Consider the following 22,851-nt stretch of genomic DNA (forward strand, 5'->3'; position numbering starts at 1 on the left):
TGCGGATCAAAGCTCAACTTCGGATCTTTCTTGAGCGCATCCTTAAACCCGTCCAGTTGGGCGGCAATAGCCTTGGAGTAATCCTTAACCTCGGGTTTACCACAGTCCTGGAAGGGCTTACCAGTAGCTTTATCCATCAAGGTTGCCTGCAAAGTGTATTCCTTGCCCGCAGCAAGCTCACGATAGGTAACGACATCTTTAATGGTCACCATACCGGTTAGAGGCAAGAACTTGTCCCCATCGGCCTTATCGGTGGCGGTGGTGTGGATACCAGGCTGATCGGGAACGTAAGACTCATTCGGGTCTAGCTCGCTAGTGCGTAGCGGTTCTACCCTGTCATCACCTGCAAACTCGGACACGAACACTAGAGTGCCACGGCAGTCAATATCTTGGATATGCTCGCCGGGAGCCTCCGGGAAGTAGTCAGCAATCCTGTAATCCCCGTTCTTAGCGGGAATATTCCAGGACTTGACGGGGGTCATGCCCTTAGTTACGCCTTCAGCGAGTTTGGTCTTGGAAGGTACGCAATATAGGTGCTGGTCAATAGTCTTGTGATCGGCCTTGATAGCCCCGTAACCAGCAAAAGTGGGGTGGTTAGACGGGAATCCATCAACCTTTACCCAGTCATTAAGGAAGAACTTAGCATCCGATCCAGAATGTACCTTAATCACATTATTCTTCGAGGAAATCTTCCCAACAATACGTTTTACCTGGGTTTCCCCGGCTACGGTGTAGCCGTCAGTCCAGTTAGCGTGAATCAAGTCAGGAGTTTTCTGGCTCTTTTTATCTACTGACCATACCCAGGTGTAAAAGCCGGGCTTATCAGCCTTAACGGTCGCGGTCTGCTCGCCAGGCGCGGTGAACTTCAAGCTAGTAGTAGCCACGGGCTTCGCCCCGGCAGGTACCGCTTGAGCTTTAGAGGGCAGAGTTTCACCCATGAAATAGACTGCGCCTTTATAAGTCACCTCAGTATTCTTAACCCATTCCGGGTTAGCGTACTTCGGGTCAGCAAAAGCCTTAAGAGTATCAGTGATCTCACCCTTGTTAGAAGCTACCGAAGGCTCAGTTACTTTAGAGGTGGCAATTGGCTGAAAATCATAAATTACTTTCCATTCCCCACCAGGAACAGTCTTGTGGCTCGGATCCGCACGGTTAGCAATCATGCGTTGTTTCCCGGCTGGACCGGTCAACTTAGTTAAAGCATCCTTATAAGTATATTTCACTGTGAAGGATACTTTTCCGTTTCCGGTAGAACGCCAGTTAACCGTAATCGGCTTATTGGCAGTTTTACCCGAAAGAGTATTTTTACCGCTCGCAGTAAAAACTGCCGGCCCCTTAAGAGTCAGCGTGTAAGGAATACCAGCAATATTCTTTCCGGCCACATTCTTAATTCCGATGTTATTGATGGTGCCCTCGCGTTTTCCCTCACCAGTATGAGAGGTGGAAGTGTAAGAGTGTACCCCGGAGGCTTTAGCTTCTTGAACATACTTGCGGGCAAGATTAGCAGCGGCAGGATGGTTAGCTATTAGCCAACCCCATACCCGGTAAATTTCCGCTTTTGCCGCTGCCGAGGATTTATTTATTTCCAGGTTAAAATGGATAATCATCGAGATAGCGGCGCGCGAGTCCGCAGTATTTACATTCTCGTACTTATCGAGAATCCATGCTACTTGCGCAACGTTGGTGAGGTCGACATCGCCTCCACCGTAGTTAGTCATCGCGCCCGCTCCGGTGAGGGTTTCCTTGGTCACCGTCTGTCCGGGGGCAATAGCCATCGGCCCCATTTCGATACACCAGGCGAGTTTGCCATCTCCGGTTACCGATTGGTGCGCACCTAACCAGTGTTTGATAGAGGCGCTCGTCGTGGATGGGACAAGATAGCCAGGCCCCGTTTTTACGGCATGGGCTGGTGCCGGACTCGTTAAGGGTATTACTAACCCTACAATTAGGGCTAGAAGCGCTAGGATTGCGCTTCGTTGTTTGGTACCAGTGTTCACTGTTACTCCTTCTATCTACTTATAGATTCCAGGGATCGTGGCAAGGCACTGATCCTTACTGGCGTTGTGCCCCCGACCGGTTGGGTCGGGGGCACAGGTTTTTGTATCAATAAGGAGTTAGTGGAAACCCAGCACGTTCCCGTATATATAAAGAAGCACTGGCAAATAAAAGGGAGCCAGGGCGCAAGTAATACGCCCTGGCTCCCTAGATAAGAACTACTTATTAAATGCTATTACCAGGTATTGCCAAACTCATCGCCTCCGCCGGTGATGTTTCCATCCTGATCCAGATCGTTTTTATCAAAAGATTTTTCGTAGGGTTTTAGTTTGTATCCGCCTCCGTTGTTACCGCTGTGGGTTTTGGGTTGTGGTGCCGGTTTTGCGGGTGCCTGGTATTTGTGGGCAGGGCGTTGTGGTGCGCGCCGAGCGGGTGCGGGTGCGGCAGGTCTTTGTACTTGCTGCACTGCTGTTTTATTCCCGCTATTGGTGGCGGGTTGTTGTTGCGCTGCCGGTGCTTTTTCTTTAGTGGCTTTTTCAGTTTTAACGCTTTGGCTGCTGGTTACGGCAGGTTTTTTGGGTTCAGACTTTTTAGAGTCTTGCCCGCCGCAGCCGGTAAGGCTAATAGCAATAGGAATAGTGATAAGCGCAGCCAGGATGCGCCTTGTGGTCTTGGTTTTCATTGTTTTCATCCTTTATCTACTTGGTTGGGTCAGAGTTTATGGGGCCGGGAGGAATACTACCGGGGGGTAGCTGCTCATACACTTGACCATTGTTATGTTCTAATTCTACTTGTTTTGTTTGGGTTTTGATAGCGGTTTCAATCCATTTTGCCCAGGATAACTGGTGGATTGGCAGGGTTTGTAACCAAGCCTGCCTTGCCCGTCCTACGATTTCCGTATCGAGGCGCACCGTGATCTTAGTTTGCCGGTTAGTTGGCTTGGCTGCCGGTTCTGCTTGCCCCGTTTCGGGTGTCTGCCCGGGTTTAGCGGGGGTTAGTCCAGCGAGTTTAGATCGCCTGGGCGCGTTATTCATGGTTTTCTCCTTTCACTTGTTGATATATTTCTTGATATTTTTCTTGCAGGTCTGCCGTGTTTGCTGCCCACTGGTCGAGCCCTGATCCGCACTCTACGCAGTCGGATATGACAGCCCGTTTAGGTATTGGGGGTTGCAGGATTCTAAACCCGCCTTGTGTGGATGCTGCCCGCAGCGCGTCCACCCAATAGGTTCCGGCGCGGGTTCGAGCTTCGTGCTGGTTAATCAGCACTCCCGCAAGTTCTAGGCCAGGGTTTTGGGTTTCCCGTACCGCGTTCATGGTTTCTAGTAGGCTGGCCAGCCCGTTAGTAGACCATTGCTTTGAGTGCGTCACGATAAGGGCTGTACCGGCTGCTACTAGCGCATTTATCAGCAGGGAGTCTAGGGATGGCGGGCAGTCAATAAGACACAGGTCGTACTGGTCGCGAACGCTATCTAGGGCTTTGCGTAGCCGGTTTTCACCTCCGATCCTGGATAGCAGGATTTCATCTCTGACTACTCCTAGCGCATCCCCGACTGTGGGCACCAGGTCAGCACCTTCCCAGATAGTGTGGGTGATCACCTCGGGTAAGGTTTGCGGGGTGCGGGTAGAAAGCGCGTCTGCAAGCCCGATAGCATCCTCAGCCAATAAGTCCGGCGTGAGGGCACTGGTTAGGTTTCCTTGCGGATCACAATCAACCACTAACACTCTTGTGCCAGCTAAAATAGCTGTGCGGGTCAGGTGGAAAGTGGTAGTAGATTTACCGACTCCACCCTTCTGGTTACATATAGCGACAGTAATCATTTATTTTTCCTTGATTTGTGGTTTTGGGTTTTCTCGATTTTCGCCAAAATCTCGCCTAGCTCCTGGATGACCTGGTGGTGACCTATCGCCCAGCCTTCCAACCTGTAAGCAGCATCTAGCAGGTCGCTTAATTTTTCTGTGCTCTCGTCAAACTCACGGGGAAAATCTTCGAGAACATTTTTTAGTTCGCATAAGTCGAATCCGACTTCGTCAATACAACTAATGATCTCGTTTTGATAGCTTTCGATAGTCCAAAGTTGGTCACACGCATCATCTATCATTTTTTTCTCGCGTGTCATTTTCTTAGTAGTCATTTCCTGGTTTCCTCCTTGGTGATGGTTTGGATATTGCGATTAATTTTCGTGCAGCGTTTACTAGGCGTGCCTCAGCTACGAATCTTTCTTTCATTTCTGCCCTGGCGGGGTTATTTGTTAGCGCTTGTTTTAGCAGGTTGGCTGATATTTCCCAACCGGGTTTATTCTCTGCTTGGCCTGCCTTCGCGTGGGTTAAGGCTTGGTATAGTGCGCAGGCGGCTTGAGCCTTTTTCTGTCGGGTTGTACCCGATAGCCAAGCGGTGATTTGGGTTTGAATATCGTCATGGGTTTTATCGTCTATTTGGATCATTTAATTACCTCTTTCAATAGTTGGTCGGCCTGTAAGGGCGCAGCGGTTAGGGCTTTGAGTGCTTCTACCTGGTCTGCTTGAGAAACATGGATATACCTGGCGGTAGTGTTCGCTGACTCATGTCGCATGAGAGTCTGGATCACAAACATCGAGGTGCCAGTTTGTAATAGCTGGGTAGCGAAGTAGTGGCGTAGCTGGTGCGCGGTCGCGTTTACCCCGGCACGGCGCATATTGGTTGAGATACACCTTGACACAGCGCGAGAGTTTTGCGGCTGGCCAGGATGATCGGGGTGGTGAAAAAAATATCCGTTGCCTAGATGGATTTTCGCTCGCTCTAGCAGCATGGGGTGTAGCGGCAAAGTAACTGTCTTATTTCCTTTTCCGTGGATCGTGATTAGCCCGTCAGCGAAATTGAATTGGTTCTCGTGCAACCTAGCGATTTCTGCCACCCGTAATCCGGCGTAGGCCGCGAAAAGAATTTTTGAGCGGGTATCGGTGCGCAGCGGCCAGTCGAGTATCTGCTTTAACTGATTAGGGGTTATCGCCTCCGGGCGTTTGATTGGTTCCTTCGGGCGTTTAATCTGGTCAGTGGGCGGATCGAGCCTGAACTTGATTCGTTTAAGATGCGCATAGAAAGCGTAAAGATGGGTGAAGTAGCAGGCTTTAGTGCCCTGATCTTCAAACCCGGCAAGCCATTGGACTATAACTTGCGGGGTAGCGGTTTCCACTAAGGTTCCAGTTTGCCGTTCAAATTGGTTTAACAGCCTTACACGTTCTTTTACCGTGCGGCTAGAAAGCCCTTCGGCCTTCATGGTTACTCCCCACTCGTAAATCATTTTTTCGCTCATTTGATAAAGCCCTTTCTGTATCGGCTGGCGCATCCGAACGTAGATGCAGCAGCAATAACCAGAATGAACAGCAATACCAGCGTTAATGGCGTAGCTGACGCTGCGGGCGTGGCGGGTGTAGCCAGGGTGGCTGGCAACTGGGACAAAAAAATGTGACCTTTTGAGAGTAGTTCAACAGTAAACCCGGCTTTAACAGCTAATACGTGCAGGTACTTGGGATCAGAAGGTTGCAGGTTCGAATCCTGTCGAGCGCGCCAAACCCCGTCCTCGTTGTGATCCAGCGGTGACGGGGTTTTTCCAATTTCCTTCCGCCTAACTGTGATTAGTGGGTGGTTATCTGGGATATTAAGGGCTAATGCCCGAATGGGCATTAGCCCCAAAGATTCCGCAACCCCCCAGGTGAACGATCCTTGCAATAAATGGGTGGCTAATGGGAAAGCAGAGCCTAATGCAACTTGGATTAAACCCGATGATACTGAGCAGGTCACTTGGGAAATCAATCAAGCAAAAGAGCTAATAGCTAAAACTAAAGACGGATATGTTTTCGAAAGTAACACGAGTGCCCACAACTTTGGGGTAGCGCAGGACTCGGGCGACTTCTGCTGGGAGGATTTGTGTCCAGCTGAGACTGTTCCCGATAAAGACGTCTATACTCCGCAAGCCGATCCAATCACGGTTAAAAAGGGTGAGAAGCTGCCGGAACTGAGTAAGGTAATTACGTTTAAAGGGAAGGCACCAACTGATTTAACTAAAGTCAAGTATGCGTGGAAAGGTAATGTGCCCAGTACCGAGGAGGCAGGAGAGCTTTCGGCAGTAGTGACCGTTACTTATTAAGATGGCAGCAGTGAAGAAATCACGGTGAAAGTAATAGTAAAGGCTGATGCGCAACCAGGTACCGATCCTACTGAACCCGGCACGAAACCAGGTGAAGATATGCCTGGAACCACCCCTAACCCTGGTACCGGTAAACCGGAAACTAAACCTGGGGGTGAGGGTGCTTCCTCGCCTAAACCGGGTCAGAGCGCTCCGGCAACGGCAGAGAAGAAACCGGCATTATCTAATACCGGTTCTGTGGGGCTGGCCGCGTTAGTGCTTCTCGCTTCCCTCAGCACCGCTGGCGCGTTATTGCTTAGCCGTAGATGCAAATCTGCGCACACGCGGTAAGCAGCTGCGCTACGGGATTGGGGAGTTCATTCCTCAGGTGAAAGGTGAATTCCCCAATCTGAGTGGTTTTGGGTTGGGTCTATGGTGTCTAGGTAGTCAATAACTTGCTGTTTCGCGTCAGCTATTTTTTCGACCTGAGTGTACTGGTCAGGTGCTATTTTTAATTCCCAGCCGTTCTCCCATGGAGTTGCCTTAACGGAGATTTTCATTTTGCTCCTTGCTGTTGCTTTATGAGCGCTCCTTGTCACTCCCGGCGATAGTTGTTTGGTTCTGACGATTACCGATTTTATCTGACCTTTCGTCCAGGCCTCGTGATCTTCATTACTTGGTCGCAATCCAGCGGTGACGGGATTTTTCCAATTGTTAACGCGCCTTTCTAGTCAGGTTAGATTAATAAAAACACTAGAAATATACTAGTAAATCTCTTGTGGATTTATTTATGTATTCTTAGAATAGTTTAGAGAAAGGGGTGGATGCAGATGGCTACTAACACCGTTAACGTCAATTTCAAACTAAAGGCAGACGATAAACGTTTGATGGAAAGCGCTTGCCGGGAACTTGGGCTTTCAATGAGTGCAGCGTTCACGATTTTTGCTAAAAAAGTTGGTCGTGAGCGCCGGATACCGTTCGAGGTTTCGGCTGACCCCTTTTACTCTGAAGAGAATCTTTCCCGTCTCAAGAAGGCGATTGACGAGGTCGAAGCCGGCAGAAAACAGCTGATCCCGCATGATTTGATTGAAGAATAAAATCATGCAAATTGTTTGGAGCGAGGAGGGCTGGGAGGATTACCTTACCTGGCAGACTCGCGACAAAAAGACGTTACGTCGGATAAATTGACTTATCACGGATATTAAACGTAACGGATACGACTCCATTGGAAAGCCGGAACCGCTTAAGGGTGATTTATCGGGTTACTGGAGTGCCCGCATTGATGACAAAAATAGAATCGTATTCAGAATCAATAATTCTCAACTAGAAATTTGGCAATGCGGTTCCCATTACCGCGATAAATAGGAGGGGTAATACCCAAATAGGATTTCTGGATTAAAGAAATGCCGGGGGACAGCCCCCGGCTCCTGGAAGCCCTTCCTAGGAAAGACCACTTTCATTATCAGTTAACTGTACTGGTATTTTCAAGTGAACGGCGTATCTTACGTATATTGGGCGCGCTAAACCCCGTCCTGGTCGCGATACTGTTGTGACAGGGGTCTCGCAATTGTTAATGCACCTTCCAAGTCAGGTTAGATCAATAAAAACACCCGAAGTATACAAGTAAATCGTTTATTTTTTGTTCTTAGATTGCTTTGGTGAAAGGGGTGGATACAGATGGCAACCAATACCTTTAACGTCAGTTTCGAACATCGTCTAGCAAGTCTTTCTCCCAACTAAGTTCTGCTAATCCTACAATAAAATACCTGGTAAATGATATAATGAAAGGTAGCTTTGGTCGGTGCAAAAGGTGGGAAAATGCAATTATCTAGACGGGAAAATGTGGAAAGGGCAATCCACTCGGCGAAGCTTTCGGGTGGTACTCTTTCTCCACAGTTTCTATGCGATGCAAACAGGTACGTTGACGGCTCCCTGAGCCTAGACGAAATGCTGCAACGCGCATTGAATCGCAACCGAGGCTCTGCGGGCGCGAACAACTCAGCTGAGCATCCATGCTCGCAAACGCCCTAGGACGCAAGAACGCAATTCCTCCTCAACCTAAGTAGCGCCCCGCTCCCACCTTTGAACTAGCTAGCTTGAGGAGCTGGTTCCCGGAAATCCCTACTTGCCAAGAATCTCGGATAAACGAATTTTTACTGCTTCATCGGCACTGAGGGATTGTTCTGCCACCTGGCGGACTAGGTCGCGGGTTCTAGGGTCAGTTACCGGCATATCGGCAAGATTCATCGCAACGTCAGCAAATGCAATCGCAGCTTCTGCCGGGTTAGAGCAGTTCGCGACCTCAACGTACGGGGTTAGCTGATCTTCCTGACCGGATTCCGGCTGGGCTCTCTGTCTTGTGGATGCATTTTTTGATACCTAAATCTCTAATCTCTGGCTAGGGCGTTGGTGGTTTACATCTATCACTTGGTTGGGTTCGCTGCCCCTCTTTTCATAATCCGATTCTTAGTGCGTTCGACCAATTCGTCAGCGTTTATAGTTCCCTTAATATATTCGTTGGCAGCATCCAAGAAATCAGAAGATACTGTCTGATCTTCAAGCTCGGCGGAATGGATGGCTCTGGTAACATTTCCGCGTCTGGTTAGTTGCATGACTTATCTCCATTCCCCGATGAATGCTGCAAACTAATTATAGTCCCTACCAGAGGTTACTGTTAATTCTACGTGTATTTACTCTTAGTGTGAGGGCGGAAAAGGCTGATCCCCGAGCAGCAACCCTAACGAACCCCGCTGAAGTGGGATAGGGGCCAGACGATCAGCATGGCTTTGCCGACGACCTGATCTTCGGAGACGGTGCCGATGGCTTTGGTGCGGGAATCTAGGGAAATGGAGCGGTGATCACCCAGCACGAAGTAGCGGTGTTCGGGAACTTGGTAAGGGAATTTAATATCGGTTTTCCCGATTTTGCTGCCTTTGACATAGTTTTCACGCAAGGGTTTCTTATTGACCACGATGGTGCCATCCTCGCGCATATCTATCCAGTCACCGGGTTGCCCGATTACCCGTTTCAGTAGCACTTTGTTGTTGTAGTAAAAAGCGATAATGTCTCCGCTTTGGAAGCTGGAGTGGCGACTGGCGACCACCAAATCCCCATCTCGCAGGGTAGGGGTCATGGATTCGCCCCGGATCTGCAGTACCGACATAAAGAAAGTTGCGACCAGAATCCCGACTGCGCTTACGACTATGATCACTTCCGCTATCCGCACCAGCAACCGAAAAACCGGGCGGGCGCGAATCTTCTCCCACTGGCTCTTAGCGGTTTGAGTAAGGTTCGCTATTTTTTCTTTCTGACGCTGACGGTTATCGGTAACTTCCTCTGCTAACTGCGGGGAAGTACCCTCTGCTTGCCGAGGACGAATGGGGGTGGCTAACCCCTTTTTCTCAGGGTTTTCCGGGCTTTGGCTCAAAGCAGGAAAGTCTGCAGCGGGTTGCGGGTGGCGATCTTCCTTAAGAGCGCGACGCGGCTCGAAATGCCTAGATTTAACCAGGGACTTGGTGCTTTGCTTTGGCTCTCCGGGATTCTCGGTTGGGATTTTTAGGTAGGAGGAGACCGGGTTGCTGGTCTCGCTACGTTTGCGGCGTTCAGATCGTTTTGGCAGGCCAGAAGCGGGTTGAAAATCGCCCATTAAATACCTCCGCTTGCTTCGCTGCCTCTTAGTGTACTTTAGCGCTTGTTTCTATAATGCTATGGCATCATTACTGCTGTCCCTTCTAAGATCCCCTAAAACCTAAACATTTCAGGCTGCTGAGGGCAGGAATTTCTTAGTTTACAGCCCGACAGTTAGTCGCGAGAGCTGATTCGTTTTCCGCAAAGTCGCGCGGTTTCGGGAAGCTAGCAAATGGGGCTTCGGTTCCCATGCGAAGACAATATTAAACTGATACCATATTCATGTTGCTTTAATTTAAGAGGGTTAATGCAGCTGTGTCCCTGTTTGAGATTTTTAAGTGCTGAAAGCACGGGAAGTGAGGAATAATGGGCACTCCTATTCGAAATTATTCACGTGGGGGGGGGTTCAGTAGACTTTTTGCTGGCCTCTTCCTAGCGTTGGGATTGGTCGCAGCACTGTCGCTGTCCTTTGCCCAGTTAGCGTCGGCATCTCCGCTGCGTCCTGCCGGCAAAAACCTTGATAAGACCTGCGCCCCGGAAATTACTATTACCGCGCAAGAAAGCGATCATACTTACGGTGCTTACCAGCTATTTAATGGTAATGTTTCCGACGGAAAACTAACCGATATTAGCTGGGGAAGCGGCATTGATTCTGATGCCCTACTGGCTGAGTTGAAAAACGGCAGCATTGACGAGCTGAAGGATGTAACTAGCGCTCCGCAATTGGCAGAGAAACTATCGAAGCTGGAAAGCTCCAAGGTTATCGAGTTCTCCAAGATTGCCACGAAGCATGTTACGGGGACTGCAAAAACCTTTACCAAATCGGGTGAGGCGGCTCCTTACTCCTACAAGGCAACCTTGGGCGAAGCCGATCACGGCTACTACCTGGTGAAAGATACCGACGAGAAAGCTGCAGCGCTTACTTCTCCGATTCTGAAGGTTGCGGGTTGTACTGTCACCGTTGAGGCCAAGGGCTCGGTTCCTACTTCTACTAAGAAGATTAAAGAAGACTCTACTGGGGAATGGGGCGATACCGCTGATCTCGATGTGGGACAGGAAGCCCCCTTCAAACTGACCGGTACTATGCCCAGCAACATTGCGGACTTCACTACCTATAAATATGGTTTTAAAGACTTCATTTCTAAGGGCTTTACTTTGCCCGAGGGCTTTGCCGCTAAAGATCTCACCGTAAAAATCGGGGATAAAGAAATAACTCCGGATACGGTAAATGTAACTGCTATCACCGATGATACCCACGGCGCTGAATACAACGGCGGCAAGCAGATCGAAATTATGTTTACCGATCTGAAAGCCACTGCGAAAGCCGCGGGCGTTGAGCTAACCGCAGACTCGGAAGTTACCGTGGAATACTCCGCGACGGTAAATGATCAGGCCGTGATTGGTGGGGCGGGTAACCCCAACAAGTCCTTGGTTGTTTATCAAAAGGACGTTAACGATGGTGACGGATTGGGAGAGACCCCGGAAGACGAAGTTTGGGCCTTCACCTACCAGCTGGATACCACCAAGGTTGACTCTGCGGATCCCGAAACCAAACTAAAGGATGCACAGTTCCGTCTGTACAACTCCGACAAGTCCAAGAGCGCCAAGATTGAAAATGGCAAAATCAGCGCCTGGGTTGACGGCGACGCGGGCACGGTAATCACCACCCCCGAAGGTGGCATCTTCAATATCGCTGGTCTGGATGCCGACACCTACTACTTGAAAGAGATCAAGGCGCCTGCAGGCTACAACCTGCCGACAGGGGACGATGCCTACTTCAAGTTCGTTATCGCGGCCAGCCTGACTGTGGGCGATGATGGTAAAGGCAAGATTGAGTCCCTGACCATCACCCCCGGTAAAGCACAGGCCGCCGATGGCGATATTCCCACCGGTAAAGTCTCGATGAACATTGAAAACACCTCCGGTTCTACTCTGCCTGAAACTGGTGGTATCGGTACTGTCATCTTTACGGTAGTTGGTTTGCTAGTAATGGCCGGCGCGGCAGGCGGATTCGTCTGGCGGCGCAAGCAAAACAGCTAAATAGCATAACCATCCGATCATGAAGGCAAGCATGGTCGCGTGACCAGAGAATCTTTTCTCTGGTCACGCGACCAGCGCCAATTCCATTTTTTAGTGCGTAACGCATTCAAGGCTCCTCGGCAGGGTTAGGAAAGGAACAATAAGTGCAACCGCTTCCGGTAGATCAGCAAGTGGCTTCGGCCGCTGATGACCTGGATCAGCGGCACCTAAAATCCGATTCTGACCCACAGCAACAGAACCTGGATGGTCAGAGAACTTCGAGCCGCCAGGACTCGGCCTCCGCATCTGGCCAAGCAACCGATGCGCCGGGCGCTAAGCGGTCAAGAATCCCCGATCTTGCCTTCATAGCAGTATTCGTGGGCGGCATGTTGGTGTTCTTTTACCCCACTATCAGTAATTACTGGAACACCCTGCAACAAGGCCGCGCAATCGCGGAATATACCCAAACCGTAGATAAAATGCGTCCCGGAGAACTCCAGCAGACCTGGGATGAGGCCGAAGCCTATAACCGGGAACTGCTGTCCAACCCGGCGCGCTACCATCTGTCCCATTCGCAAATGCAGCGATATCTTTCCCTGCTAGATATCGGGAAAACCGGGATGATGGGGCATATCGAAATCGAAAAACTAGGGGTAGATTTACCCATCTACCACACCACCGAGGATTCGGTACTGCAGGTAGGGGCAGGGCATGTGCCCGGCAGTTCGCTACCTACCGGCGGGACAGGCACCCACACGATCTTGTCTGGGCACCGCGGATTGCCCAGCGCCAAACTATTCACCAATCTTGACGAGCTAGAGGAGGGAGATCGCTTCGTGTTACACGTACTAGATCGTGACCTGGCTTATCAAGTTGACCAAATCCGGGTAGTCGAACCCAAAGAACTATCGAATCTAAAAATTATTCCTGGGCAAGACTACGCGACTTTAGTAACCTGCACGCCCTATGCGATTAATACCCACCGGCTACTCGTTCGCGGTCACCGGGTTCCCTATGGAGGGGACGCCGGTTATGTGGCTGCCGATGCGGTCGCTATGGATCCGGTGATGGTTTCGCTAGCCATCTCGGTGCCAGTGTTAGGAATCATTGTGGCGATAACCGTAACGCACCTGCGGCGTCGCCGAAATCAAGCGGGAGGAAAGACGGAAACACTATGAGCAAAGCAATTAGTTTCAACCGCTTATTAGGGACGCTGGCTGCGACGCTTTTGGCAGCACTACTGGGAATCGGGATGCTCGCTCCCGCCGCCGCGCACGCTGCACCCCCGGCTGACCCCTCAGGCACTGGTGGCGAAACCAGTGCATCCTCCGGCACTACCTCCCTGGATTTAGTAAATCTAGAAAAGATTGATCAAAACGCAAAAGGCACTATCACTCTCGATTTTCACTACGAGGGCGCGCCTTTGGCGGGGGTGAAAGTCTCCGCCTATCGGATAGCGCAGGCGAAGCGGCATTTCCCTGCACTGCCGGCCTATCAGCAGTATTTACAAGCTTTAAAGTGGAATGATTTCCAAGATAAAAGCGGAGTGATTCCCGCGGGTAGCGTTGACGCTAGTAAATGGGCGGAGTTCGCGGGCAACCTCGCTAACCATATCCAGGCTGACCAGGTGACGCCGGATGTGATGGCGACCTCGGATAGCAATGGGAATGCAACCTTTAACAATCTGGAAGTAGGTGTCTACCTGTTGCTGGCGGATCCCTTTACCAGTACGGCTGCTAGCGGGGAAACCTATGTTTTTAATCCCTCGCTAGTTACTGTGCCGAGCCTAGTAGACGGAAAACTGCAATACGGCGTAAACGCAGTGGCGAAGCTAGAAAAAGTGCTTCCCAAACCGGCCCAATACAGGGTGGTTAAACACTGGCAGGACGGCGGAAACCAAGAATCGCGGCCTAGGGCAGTAAAAATTCAGATTTTGCGCGACGAAAAACTATTCCAAACCATCGAGTTAAACAGTGAAAACAACTGGTCCTACCGTTGGGAAGATAGTGAGGGACATCGCTGGGCAGTAGCCGAACAGCTGGGCAACACCCCCTACACGGTTAGCTACGAAAAGCTTGGCCAGGCTTTCACAGTTACCAATACTTTAGTTCCCAAAAATCCCCCCAAGCGTCCTCCGTTATCTAAGACGGGCGCGAATCTTAATTACTTATGGCTAGCCCCCTTGCTGATGGTTTTAGGGGCAGGCGGAATTGCTGCGCGGCGTCGGCAATTAGTGGCGGCAGGCAGCAGTGATTTCAAATCGGAAAGCGCGACCAATTCTAGGCAAAACCGCGCAGATAGAGAGGCGAAATAGTGTTTAATCAACTCTATAAAGACCGCACTCGGCTGCTAGCTATCCTGGCGGCGCTTTCTTTCCTGGTAACCACGCTGCTACTGGCAATTCCCTCCTACTCTTTAGGCATTCAAGAGGCCAATAACCTAGGGGCAACTAACGTTTCGCGGCCGATGCGGGCGCCAACCTCCTGCCAGGTTGCCCCCGGTACGGTAACTACTGAACTGTTAAAGACCGGCGATGGACAGGTAGCGATAGTAAACACCCAGCCCGGAACCGAAAATCCCGAGACTGAAAAGGCCGAGGCGATTAACTCGGACAACGTTAATCAGCGTTGGACCGGGGAGGCCTTTAGCCAAAACATCGGGATCTCCAACACGGCAGCCGCGAAAGCGAAAGTTTATCGGGTCTATTTCCGCTTTACCGACAAAACTGCTGCCGCTCCCGGCTATGTTTTGGGTGGGAAAGCTGACACCAAACTGGAGGTAGGAAAAACCTACTATCAGGCGGAGGGGGATAAGAACCCCTACACCTTTAACCAGGTGCAAGATGATGACGGTAAAGCGGTACCTGGCTACTATTACATCGAGATTGCCGGCTCTGATATCGGGGATGCTTTCTTACTTCCGGTGAAAGCCAAGCATGATTCTCCTACGTCAGCCGGTGGGGATCTGAAAGTCTGGATCGAGGAGCTTTCGCCTGAGGACGCAGCTGCATTGGGCAAGAAAGGCCAAGAACCCAGCTGCCAGGTGCAGGAAAATACCTGGGATACCATTCGGCAAAAATATGAAGCCAAGAAAGAGGTGCTCAACAAAGACCCACTTGATTGGTTGGATAAACCGAAACCAGACCGGGTTTGGGGATCGGCGACTGACCCGAGCATCGCTTATGACAAGGGAAGCGGAAACTATTACATTAAGAACTTGCGTTACACTTTCCGCAATACCCCGGTAACCACGGAGGGGATGCCCAAAGCCGACGTCGGTCGCGATCCGGCCACCGATTCCAGCTATGTGGATACTTTCACCCTGCCCGAGGGGGTAGAATTTAACCCCGAATACCTAAAAAAGGTTGGAAAAACTGGCCCAATTCGGGAATGGTATACCCAGATCCCGGGGTGGACAATCAAACCAGGGGACGAATATAGCAGTCCCCTCTACACAACCGTCAATTTTGATAACAATGGTGAAAAAGTCCCGCTATTCGCCCTGCGCGCTTCCGATATTTATCAAAGCTCACTTAGCTACGAGTTCGACACTGAGAAGCGCACTCTAAAAATTACCTACGATTTGGCGGCAAATCAGAATAAACCACAATTGGTTGGTCGAACTGTCGACATTCGGTTTGGTGACAATTTCTTGCTGGTGAAGGATCCGAAGCCGGATCAAACGTACAATTTGCATAATGAGTTTGCGGTAACTACTGAATACACCCATACTGATCCCGCTTCATCTGAGGCCGCGGTCACCAACCCGGTAACCATGCAAGGCCCGGTTCCCGAGGTAACTAAGACCCATGCAGGGCAGGGACAAAGCTTCTACCGGGGCGACCCCATTGACTTCACCATCACCACCGCTAACAAGGGATCTGCCCCTTGGAAGATTAAAGCGGGCAAGGAAGATGAAGGCATTATTGCCGATCATCTGCCCGAAGCCTATTACCTTGCGCCCGCGCAAATGGCCAAAATGTTTAGCGAGGACGGAGACGGCCTCACGATTAAGATCACCGGTGCTCAGATCTGTGAGAACTACGTATCCGCAAAACATACCACTACCAGTGGTAAAGAGGGTGCCGGGCAAGCCTATTTGGATTGTGCAACCGCTAAGCCTGCAGATTTGAGTTTAAAGAAACAAGACGATGGGAAGATAGCGATTACCCAGTCGGGGGCGACTAAGACAGTTGATAACACTGCTGCTGCCTTGCAGGATGCCCTAAAAGACTTGATAGTAGTGCAAGATACCCGCTATCAAGTGGCCTGGGAAGTTCCCGGCCACGTGATTTACGGTGGAGACACCATTAAACACGTGGTACGAGCGACCGTTAAAGATGATTTTATGGCCGAGCGGGAGTTTACCGAGCAGCAAACCACTAACAAAGTGAATCTGAACGATGAAGACGTTCCCGATAAGGTAACCACGGTCAACTCTTTCGAGGTCAATAAAACCGCCTACGTGAAGAATAAGAAGGTAGAACAAAACGGAACCGCAATTCCACTGGGAACCGTGGTTAAATATCAACTCTCCCTAGAACGTAAAGGCGGGAAAGCGGTATATAACGCCCTGCCCTTTACCGATAAGCTCTCGGGCGCGCAAGTGCTACTAGTGCCAGTTAAAGGGGATAACGCAACTAACCCAGATCTGCAGGGACTGAAGAAATACAACTATGACGGACAGGATTATTACCTGTTAGATAAACCAGGTACCTATAAAAATGTTCATTTCAGTGCTACCGAAACGGTAGGCGATTCCTCTTCTAGCAAAGACTTCATTGCTGACCGTATCGAAGTGAAGAAACTTGATAACGGGGCGGGTATTGCTACCTCGACCTTCTGGTTTATGGCCAGCCAAGATTTTGCGAACCCTTCTACCGTTAGCGTGGACTATTTGACGCTAACGGATCCCGAAAAGACGGGCTATAGCCAGGTGCTTCCCGGTCAGCCTGATGCGCTAAATATTGGCGCTGCCGAGTCGCCGAAATACAGCATTACCGATAAAACTGAGATGAGTATCGCGAAGCTGGGGGCAGACAAACGAATAGTCACCAAGCGGGGCGCTACTTTTGATGAAGACTCCTTAGTTTCTCAAAGCCCCCTGAACGCAGGGGAAAAGGTTACCTATCGCCTGGCTTTGTCAGTATTTGGGGATCAGCCTTTTAAACTCAGTGGCGACCAGATCTATGACATTCTGCCGCCTAGTTTGCCGGGTAAACCCTGGACTAAAGACCAGTTGACCCTGGAGATTCCAGACGGGCAAAACGGGCTAAAGGTCACTGCCGGCGATCTGAAAAACTGGAAGATTACCGATAAGAACCCGGCAGATGGCAAAACCGGTGACACCCAGCAATACCTTGTTTGGGATCCGGATCTGCAATTAGAAGTATCCGGCTCGGTATATATGTATGTAACCTGGCAGCTACCTGAGGACGCAGACTGGGATAGTTACCGACAGAAATATCAGTTAGACACCCTATTTAACACCTGGCGGGTACTGGATGATTCCTATTCGGTAAGCCACTATCTGGGCGGAAAAGCGGGAGCTACCCTGCAAAAAGGCGTGGCTGATACCGGGGTAGTTGCGAAAGAACGCTATAAGTACGAAACTGAAACCCATTATTCATGGGGTGGTACCGGTTCTAGCAGCGGTTCAGATTCTTACACCGTGCTCCGACCAGATGAAACTGCCAGTGGCCGGGTTACATACACCAACTCGGCGCAAGATGAACAAACTAACCTGTACAAATATGTGCGCTACTATAACGTTTTGCATAACGACGGCGAATCGCGCCTGTACATTAATGACATTCAAGACGTCTTGCCTGAAGGCTTCCATTTCTTTGCCGGCATTGATGACCAATCATTTTTGAAAAATGGTCAGTGCCACAAGAATGAAGAAGGAAACGACGTCTGCACCACCTATAAAGACTATGATACCGGTAAACCGGTGCCAGATGGGATTGGTATCAAGCTAGAATTCAGCGGTGACACCTATTACACCGGGCTATTCCCCGAAGAACAGCCCCGAGACAAAGGATTGCCAATCCGCAAAACCTGGAAATCCAGTGCTGAAAACACTCCCGTCGATTTCCCGGGAGAAAAACCCAAAGTAGCCTCTTTACAGGCGATAGTAGATGCGCAAAACCCGCGCCACGTAACTTTCCGCCTAGATAACTCTCAGGCCGGTTCCAATCTGGGATACGACGCAGAGCGGGATAAATACTATTTGAACCCCGGGGAAACCGTGGGGTATAGCTACCTGGTAGCAGTCGGCGAAAAAATCAAAACCGAAGATTTAAGTCGTAACCAGATTGCTATGCCCTATGACAATCAACAGGGGCAAAAAATACAAGTCAATCCCGATATTGAGATCACCTCACAACCGTTAGGGCAGGCACCAGCCAATGATGGGGATCGCCAGATAATTGACACCAACAACGCTAACAAAAATGGTTTCGTTGGCGGGGACGATAATACCCAGTGGCTATCCTCCCAAGTGGATCTGACTCGCGGAGCAATCTTGCCGGGAGTCTCTAAAAAGTTAGTCGCTAAAAAGAATGCGGCTGGTACCATTACTAAAGATCCCAAGGCCGCCGGATACCCTGATACTTTAACTTGGGAAGTAACCGCCCATAACGACGGGAAGCAACCAATCACCGACTATGTAATTAGTGACCGTTTGGATCCCAACTATGTCTTTACCGGTACGGTTACTTACACTTGTCATCCTCCGAAGCTGGACAACACGGGCGGCTACGGCTGGGGAAGCAATGATTGCGATGAAGGATACCAGCTGCTTACGTTCCTCGACGACTGGAAATATGACGCGCAGGGGAACCCCCAGAGCGTGACTGTGCGATACCGTAATCCCGCTTATTCTTCGACTTCGAACACTTTGACAGTCAACGGTGAGCCCCTGGCTGTGCTGGGGAATAGAACCGTGTTCCATGTGTCTCTCACCTCGAAAGACGGGAAGCTGCAGTTTAACGTACGGGTTATTCCCGGTACCGATGGACAAAAGACGCCTGGGCAAACGAGATATTCGGTTCCGGGTAATCCCCTGATGCCGGAGGGTACCGCCACATTGCAGCTGTCTAGCAAGAATCCGAAGCAAACGGGTGATTATCGGATGGTGTTCAACAACGCCTACGTGACCCCGATTGGCGAATCTTTCGACCAGGGAGCTCTTAAGCATGGTTCGAACGCTGCTCAAGATCTGAAGCTATCCACCACTACCAGTGAAAACCATAATGATCCGGGACAGCCGGATTCTACGGTTAATCCCTATTATTGCTGGAAGGACAATGCTATTGGCTACGTGTGTGCTAGTGAAGACAAAAATAAGTTACCCAGCGTACAGGCTGACGCGTTTGTGCCGATTGCCCAAGACGCCTATACCTCCTCAATAAAGAGCGTAGAAGAAAAGGCAAAGCCGGATAACAAAGTGATGTCCACGGGCGAGAAGAACTATATTTCGCTGCCCAGTCAAGGCTCGTTATTCACCTATACCTTGGAAGTCAAGAACAATACGGATGACTCCATTCCGCGTATCACTCTGATCGATAACCTGCCGCAAACCGGCGATAACTACACCTTTACGGGTGCCCCCGAGCGGGGATCGCAGTTTAAGGTAGGTTTTGCAGATGAACCGAATCTGACAGTGGAAGTGAATAACGGGGATGGAACCTGGACAACGATAGATCCCAGTAAATACACGGTGGAGTATTCCGATAAAGCCATCGGGTTTACCGAAAAAGATTGGGACGGTAGTGCCACTAGCGATTGGGGAACTGAACGGAAAGCTAGTTCCCGTTCCCTACGCGTTAATTTTACGGACAGTGCCGATATTCTCAAGGGAGGCGCTTCCTTGCGGGTGCGTTTCGACGCCAAGATCGCTGGCGGAGAGAATCCCAACCCGGGCGACATTGCCTGGAACACTTTCGGCTACAACTACCGTGCCCCCGGAGGCCTGGACTTAGAGGCCATTCCGCTCAAAGTTGGGGTGAAAGTACCAGCAGAAATGCAATTGCTAAAGCAGGTACAAGACGAAAATAAGGAGCCGTTGAAACTAAGCAAGGCAACGGTATATAACTTCGTAGTCTACACCGGGGAAAAACTAACCCCCGAAGAAATGACCGAGAAGACCTTGATCGAAAACCTCAAGAAAGCTGGCCGCAGCTATATTGAGGTGAAGGTACCGGTAGCCAAAGATGCCTCGTCCTCGGAAAAGATTTCCCTGACCGCCCTGGAAGGCAAACCCGCCAGTCCCTCGGGAACCTGGACGTGGAAGAACGGGGAACGCTACACCCTGGCGGAGCTTCCTCCCGCCGATGGGATGGAATTCTCTAAGTACCAGGTGGCCACTAGCAGCACTGAGAACCCGGTTGAGCACGAAGGAGATTATTCCTTCAGCTATAACGCTGATGAGAACGTTACGATTACCGGTATAAACATCCGTAGCAAGTGGGAAATCAACCTGTTTAAAGCTGATGGAGATAACTGCGGCAACGATGGTACCTGCACGAACGGGCTTGCCGGAGCGGTATTTGGGTTGTACTCCCCGGATCGCTCTCAGCAGATTAGCGCGGACAAGCTGCAAGAGGCCGGCCTCGCAGGCCTAGCTGACAGCGCTAAGACGGTCAAGCAGGCAGATACTACCTACTACCTGTCACGCGTAGTTAAGACTACTGACAAAGGCAAAGTTGTGTTCCCGGACTTAAGTGAAGCGGAATACTTCGTAAAGGAACTGAAAACTCCGGACAAGTACACCGCCACCTGGAACGGACAGCTATTCCAAAAGCCCGCGCCCGAGGTGGCTGGTGAACAGCCAGGCAGTGCCGAGCATCCGGTCACGGTCAAGAACTATCAGCCCTATGAACTGCCACAGGCGGGAGGCATCGGTACCCTGCCCTTCACCCTGTTCGGCCTAATGATCTGTGGGGCAGCAGTATATGGCTGGATGCGATATCGCCGCCGCGGGTAAAGCCCGCCGGGCATGCTGGGTGCGGTGGATACAAGTCATTTGTATCGCGCTGAGCTTGTTGCTGGTGGCGCTGCTGGGGTACTCCTGGTGGCGCGACCGCAGTGACAATAGCGAAATCGATAATCTCCTGACTAAAACCCAGGAGGTTATCCCCAGTTCCCGCCAGGTGGGAGTCATCGCTACCCAAACCCCGGAAAATGCGAAAAAGGCGGGCTCGCCCTATGGGAAAGTCACTGGTAAGGGCAGTAAGCGGGGTACGGAAGGTGCTGCTGGTTCTGGTAGTGGTACTGCTGCCTCCAGCGGGGATAGCCCCTACCTGGAGACGGTGAATCTGTCTGGGTATGAGGTAACCGGGATCCTGCAGATCCCAGACCTGAACCGTAGCTGGCCGATTATCGCGAGCGGGGACGTGGCGGCGACCGCGAAAATCCCGAGCATCTACGGGGGCAACCCCGCCAGCGGGGATCTGGTGATCGCCGATAGCGCGAACAATCAGCAGTTTTCGCGGCTTAAAGATCTGCCAGATGGTTCCAAAGTGGTGTTTACCGATATTTCTGGACGCGAATACCGTTACCAAATAGCGACCGTGGAAACAGTGCCTAGCAAAAAGCAATCCGCTATTTCCCGCCACCGAGAAAGATGGGAAGCGGCAATCTTTACCCCCAACTTTTCAGGCAGCGGTCAAATAGTGACCCGCCTAGTAAAAGCCGAAAATAAGTAGGCGACTAGGCTGTGGCTTTCAGCTGAGCGCCCGGACAGGTGAGGAAACTTACAGCATAAATAGGGGCACGAACTTTCATTTGCCTGCATCTTTGCACTAAGCTAAAGGGGTTGCGTTCCGCCCTGGAAAGTCACGGCAGAGACCTGGTGACCTGCAAAAGCAGAGCATTTTGAGTCTGCCACTTTCGTGGCCAACTGGGGAGCCGGCCTCGCCGGGCAACAGGAAGAAACAACCTAAGGGGTGCATTGTGCCCAGTTTTAGGAGAACACGATGATTCAACAAGAGTCGCGACTGAAGGTCGCCGACAACACGGGCGCAAAGGAACTGCTTTGCATTCGCGTGTTGGGCGGCTCCGGGCGGCGTTTTGCGGGTATTGGTGACACTATTGTTGCCACTGTAAAAGACGCTATTCCCGGCGGCAATGTCAAGAAAGGCGAAGTTGTTAAAGCGGTAATCGTGCGCACTCGCAAAGAGCGTCGCCGCCAGGATGGTTCCTACATCCGCTTTGATGAAAACGCCGCAGTTATTTTGCAGCCTAGTGGAGAACCGCGTGGCACGCGTATCTTCGGCCCCATCGGCCGGGAACTGCGTGACAAGAAATTCATGCGCATTATCTCTCTGGCTCCGGAGGTGCTGTAAATGGGAGCGAAAATAAAGAAAGGCGATCTGGTAGAGGTCATTGCTGGCCGTACCAGTGACGAAAAGAAACTGGCCAAGCGCAACGAACGTCGCGCCGAAAAAGGCCTGCCCGCCCTCAAACCGGGGGACAAGGGCAAGCAGGGTCGGGTACTAGAGGTATACCGCTCCAGTGACCGGGTACTGGTCGAGGGCGTAAACATTCGTACCCACCACTCTCGCCAGGGGCAAAACCAGCAGGGACAGGTAACCGGCGGCATCGAATACCGCGAGGCACCGATTCACGTTTCCAACGTGGCGCTGGTTGACCCCAAGACTAAGAAGCCTACGCGAGTTGGGTTCCGTGAGGAACAGGCAGAACGTGGCGGCCGTCTACGTACGGTGCGGGTGCGTTACGCGAAGCGTTCCGGGGAGGACATCTAATGGCTGAAGCAAAAACTGTGGCTCCGCGCCTAAAAGTGCGCTACCAGGAAGAAATCCGTAGCTCCCTAGAAAAAGAGTTCGGATACAAGAACGTAAACCAGATTCCCGGCCTCGAAAAAGTGGTTGTGAATATGGGTGTAGGTGAAGCCTCGCACGACTCCAAACTAATGGAGGGCGCGATTCGTGACCTGACCGCGATTACCGGCCAAAAACCGGTTGTCACTAAGGCGCGCAAATCTATCGCGCAGTTCAAACTGCGTGCCGGCCAGCCGATCGGTGCTCACGTGACCATCCGCGGAGACCGGATGTGGGAGTTCGTATGCCGTCTTCTGCTTGAAA

The 22,851-nt window shown here is 51.1% G+C and carries 22 protein-coding genes and 1 pseudogene; 12 read left to right on the forward strand and 11 right to left on the reverse strand.

Annotated features, from left to right (window positions below):
• The 7 genes from RDM26_RS06265 to RDM26_RS06295 all read right to left on the reverse strand — a co-directional run.
• A partial coding sequence (locus RDM26_RS06265) for a VaFE repeat-containing surface-anchored protein (RefSeq protein ID WP_307738142.1) occupies positions 1-1,784 on the reverse strand: 1,784 nt, incomplete at its 3' end.
• Between the two features lie 446 nt (positions 1,785-2,230).
• On the reverse strand, positions 2,231-2,677 hold the full coding sequence (locus RDM26_RS06270; RefSeq protein WP_307738143.1) for a hypothetical protein: 447 nt from the start codon (positions 2,675-2,677) through the stop codon (positions 2,231-2,233).
• Positions 2,678-2,693: 16 nt separating this feature from the next.
• Positions 2,694-3,029: a hypothetical protein gene (locus RDM26_RS06275; protein WP_307738144.1), complete on the reverse strand. Its 336-nt coding sequence runs from the start codon at positions 3,027-3,029 to the stop codon at positions 2,694-2,696.
• On the reverse strand, positions 3,022-3,813 hold the full coding sequence (locus tag RDM26_RS06280) for an AAA family ATPase (RefSeq protein ID WP_307738145.1): 792 nt from the start codon (positions 3,811-3,813) through the stop codon (positions 3,022-3,024). Before RDM26_RS06280 ends, RDM26_RS06275 begins: the two co-directional genes overlap by 8 nt.
• Complete coding sequence (locus RDM26_RS06285) at positions 3,810-4,127, reverse strand: hypothetical protein (RefSeq protein WP_307738146.1); 318 nt, start codon at positions 4,125-4,127, stop codon at positions 3,810-3,812. Before RDM26_RS06285 ends, RDM26_RS06280 begins: the two co-directional genes overlap by 4 nt.
• Positions 4,117-4,437: a hypothetical protein gene (locus RDM26_RS06290; RefSeq protein ID WP_307738147.1), complete on the reverse strand. Its 321-nt coding sequence runs from the start codon at positions 4,435-4,437 to the stop codon at positions 4,117-4,119. The genes RDM26_RS06285 and RDM26_RS06290 overlap by 11 nt, the downstream gene beginning before the upstream one ends.
• Positions 4,434-5,285: a tyrosine-type recombinase/integrase gene (locus RDM26_RS06295; RefSeq protein ID WP_307738148.1), complete on the reverse strand. Its 852-nt coding sequence runs from the start codon at positions 5,283-5,285 to the stop codon at positions 4,434-4,436. The genes RDM26_RS06290 and RDM26_RS06295 overlap by 4 nt, the downstream gene beginning before the upstream one ends.
• A gap of 363 nt (positions 5,286-5,648) precedes the next feature.
• Here RDM26_RS06295 and RDM26_RS06300 point away from each other — a divergent pair, with 363 nt between their 5' ends.
• Together RDM26_RS06300 and RDM26_RS06305 are read left to right on the forward strand one after the other, a co-directional pair.
• Entirely contained in the window at positions 5,649-6,119 is a 471-nt protein-coding gene (locus RDM26_RS06300) for a Rib/alpha-like domain-containing protein (protein WP_307738149.1), read from the forward strand.
• Between the two features lie 24 nt (positions 6,120-6,143).
• Positions 6,144-6,449, forward strand: coding sequence for a hypothetical protein (locus tag RDM26_RS06305; protein WP_307738150.1), 306 nt, complete (start codon positions 6,144-6,146; stop codon positions 6,447-6,449).
• 26 nt (positions 6,450-6,475) lie between these two features.
• Here the strand turns inward: RDM26_RS06305 and RDM26_RS06310 are convergent, their stop codons facing one another.
• Positions 6,476-6,658, reverse strand: coding sequence for a hypothetical protein (locus tag RDM26_RS06310; RefSeq protein ID WP_307738151.1), 183 nt, complete (start codon positions 6,656-6,658; stop codon positions 6,476-6,478).
• Between the two features lie 270 nt (positions 6,659-6,928).
• Here RDM26_RS06310 and RDM26_RS06315 point away from each other — a divergent pair, with 270 nt between their 5' ends.
• From RDM26_RS06315 to RDM26_RS08415, 3 genes and pseudogenes are all read left to right on the forward strand, one after another.
• Entirely contained in the window at positions 6,929-7,195 is a 267-nt protein-coding gene (locus RDM26_RS06315; protein WP_307738152.1) for a type II toxin-antitoxin system RelB/DinJ family antitoxin, read from the forward strand.
• A gap of 4 nt (positions 7,196-7,199) precedes the next feature.
• Positions 7,200-7,463: pseudogene (locus tag RDM26_RS06320) on the forward strand (Txe/YoeB family addiction module toxin).
• Between the two features lie 453 nt (positions 7,464-7,916).
• Positions 7,917-8,129, forward strand: a complete 213-nt coding sequence (locus tag RDM26_RS08415) for an antitoxin VbhA family protein (protein WP_374041822.1) — start codon at positions 7,917-7,919, stop codon at positions 8,127-8,129.
• Positions 8,130-8,219: 90 nt separating this feature from the next.
• On the opposite strand, the gene RDM26_RS06325 is transcribed toward RDM26_RS08415, so the two are convergent.
• From RDM26_RS06325 to lepB, 3 genes are all read right to left on the reverse strand, one after another.
• Entirely contained in the window at positions 8,220-8,345 is a 126-nt protein-coding gene (locus tag RDM26_RS06325) for a hypothetical protein (RefSeq protein WP_307738153.1), read from the reverse strand.
• A gap of 176 nt (positions 8,346-8,521) precedes the next feature.
• Positions 8,522-8,710, reverse strand: a complete 189-nt coding sequence (locus RDM26_RS06330; RefSeq protein ID WP_307738154.1) for a hypothetical protein — start codon at positions 8,708-8,710, stop codon at positions 8,522-8,524.
• A gap of 125 nt (positions 8,711-8,835) precedes the next feature.
• The gene (gene lepB, locus RDM26_RS06335; RefSeq protein WP_307738155.1) at positions 8,836-9,744 is read right to left on the reverse strand and encodes a signal peptidase I; all 909 of its coding nucleotides are present in this window, start codon (positions 9,742-9,744) and stop codon (positions 8,836-8,838) included.
• 425 nt (positions 9,745-10,169) lie between these two features.
• Here lepB and RDM26_RS06340 point away from each other — a divergent pair, with 425 nt between their 5' ends.
• The 7 genes from RDM26_RS06340 (at position 10,170) to rplX (ending at position 22,512) form a co-directional block, all read left to right on the forward strand.
• Positions 10,170-11,765 (forward strand): isopeptide-forming domain-containing fimbrial protein, encoded by a 1,596-nt coding sequence (locus tag RDM26_RS06340; protein ID WP_307738156.1) that lies wholly within the window; start codon positions 10,170-10,172, stop codon positions 11,763-11,765.
• A gap of 143 nt (positions 11,766-11,908) precedes the next feature.
• On the forward strand, positions 11,909-12,922 hold the full coding sequence (locus tag RDM26_RS06345) for a class C sortase (protein WP_307738157.1): 1,014 nt from the start codon (positions 11,909-11,911) through the stop codon (positions 12,920-12,922).
• The gene (locus RDM26_RS06350; RefSeq protein ID WP_307738158.1) at positions 12,919-14,058 is read left to right on the forward strand and encodes a Cna B-type domain-containing protein; all 1,140 of its coding nucleotides are present in this window, start codon (positions 12,919-12,921) and stop codon (positions 14,056-14,058) included. Before RDM26_RS06345 ends, RDM26_RS06350 begins: the two co-directional genes overlap by 4 nt.
• Positions 14,058-20,732: a SpaA isopeptide-forming pilin-related protein gene (locus RDM26_RS06355; protein ID WP_307738159.1), complete on the forward strand. Its 6,675-nt coding sequence runs from the start codon at positions 14,058-14,060 to the stop codon at positions 20,730-20,732. The genes RDM26_RS06350 and RDM26_RS06355 overlap by 1 nt, the downstream gene beginning before the upstream one ends.
• Entirely contained in the window at positions 20,701-21,453 is a 753-nt protein-coding gene (locus RDM26_RS06360) for a sortase (RefSeq protein ID WP_307738160.1), read from the forward strand. Before RDM26_RS06355 ends, RDM26_RS06360 begins: the two co-directional genes overlap by 32 nt.
• Positions 21,454-21,723: 270 nt before the next feature.
• The gene (gene rplN, locus RDM26_RS06365) at positions 21,724-22,092 is read left to right on the forward strand and encodes a 50S ribosomal protein L14 (RefSeq protein ID WP_122820090.1); all 369 of its coding nucleotides are present in this window, start codon (positions 21,724-21,726) and stop codon (positions 22,090-22,092) included.
• Positions 22,093-22,512 carry a 50S ribosomal protein L24 gene (rplX, locus tag RDM26_RS06370; RefSeq protein WP_022864702.1) on the forward strand — a complete coding sequence of 140 codons (420 nt, stop codon included), beginning with the start codon at positions 22,093-22,095 and terminating at the stop codon, positions 22,510-22,512.
• The last annotated feature ends 339 nt before the right edge of the window (positions 22,513-22,851 follow it).

Origin of the sequence: uncultured Varibaculum sp. (assembly GCF_902489465.1) — a bacterium.
Taxonomy (GTDB): Bacteria; Actinomycetota; Actinomycetes; order Actinomycetales; family Actinomycetaceae; genus Varibaculum.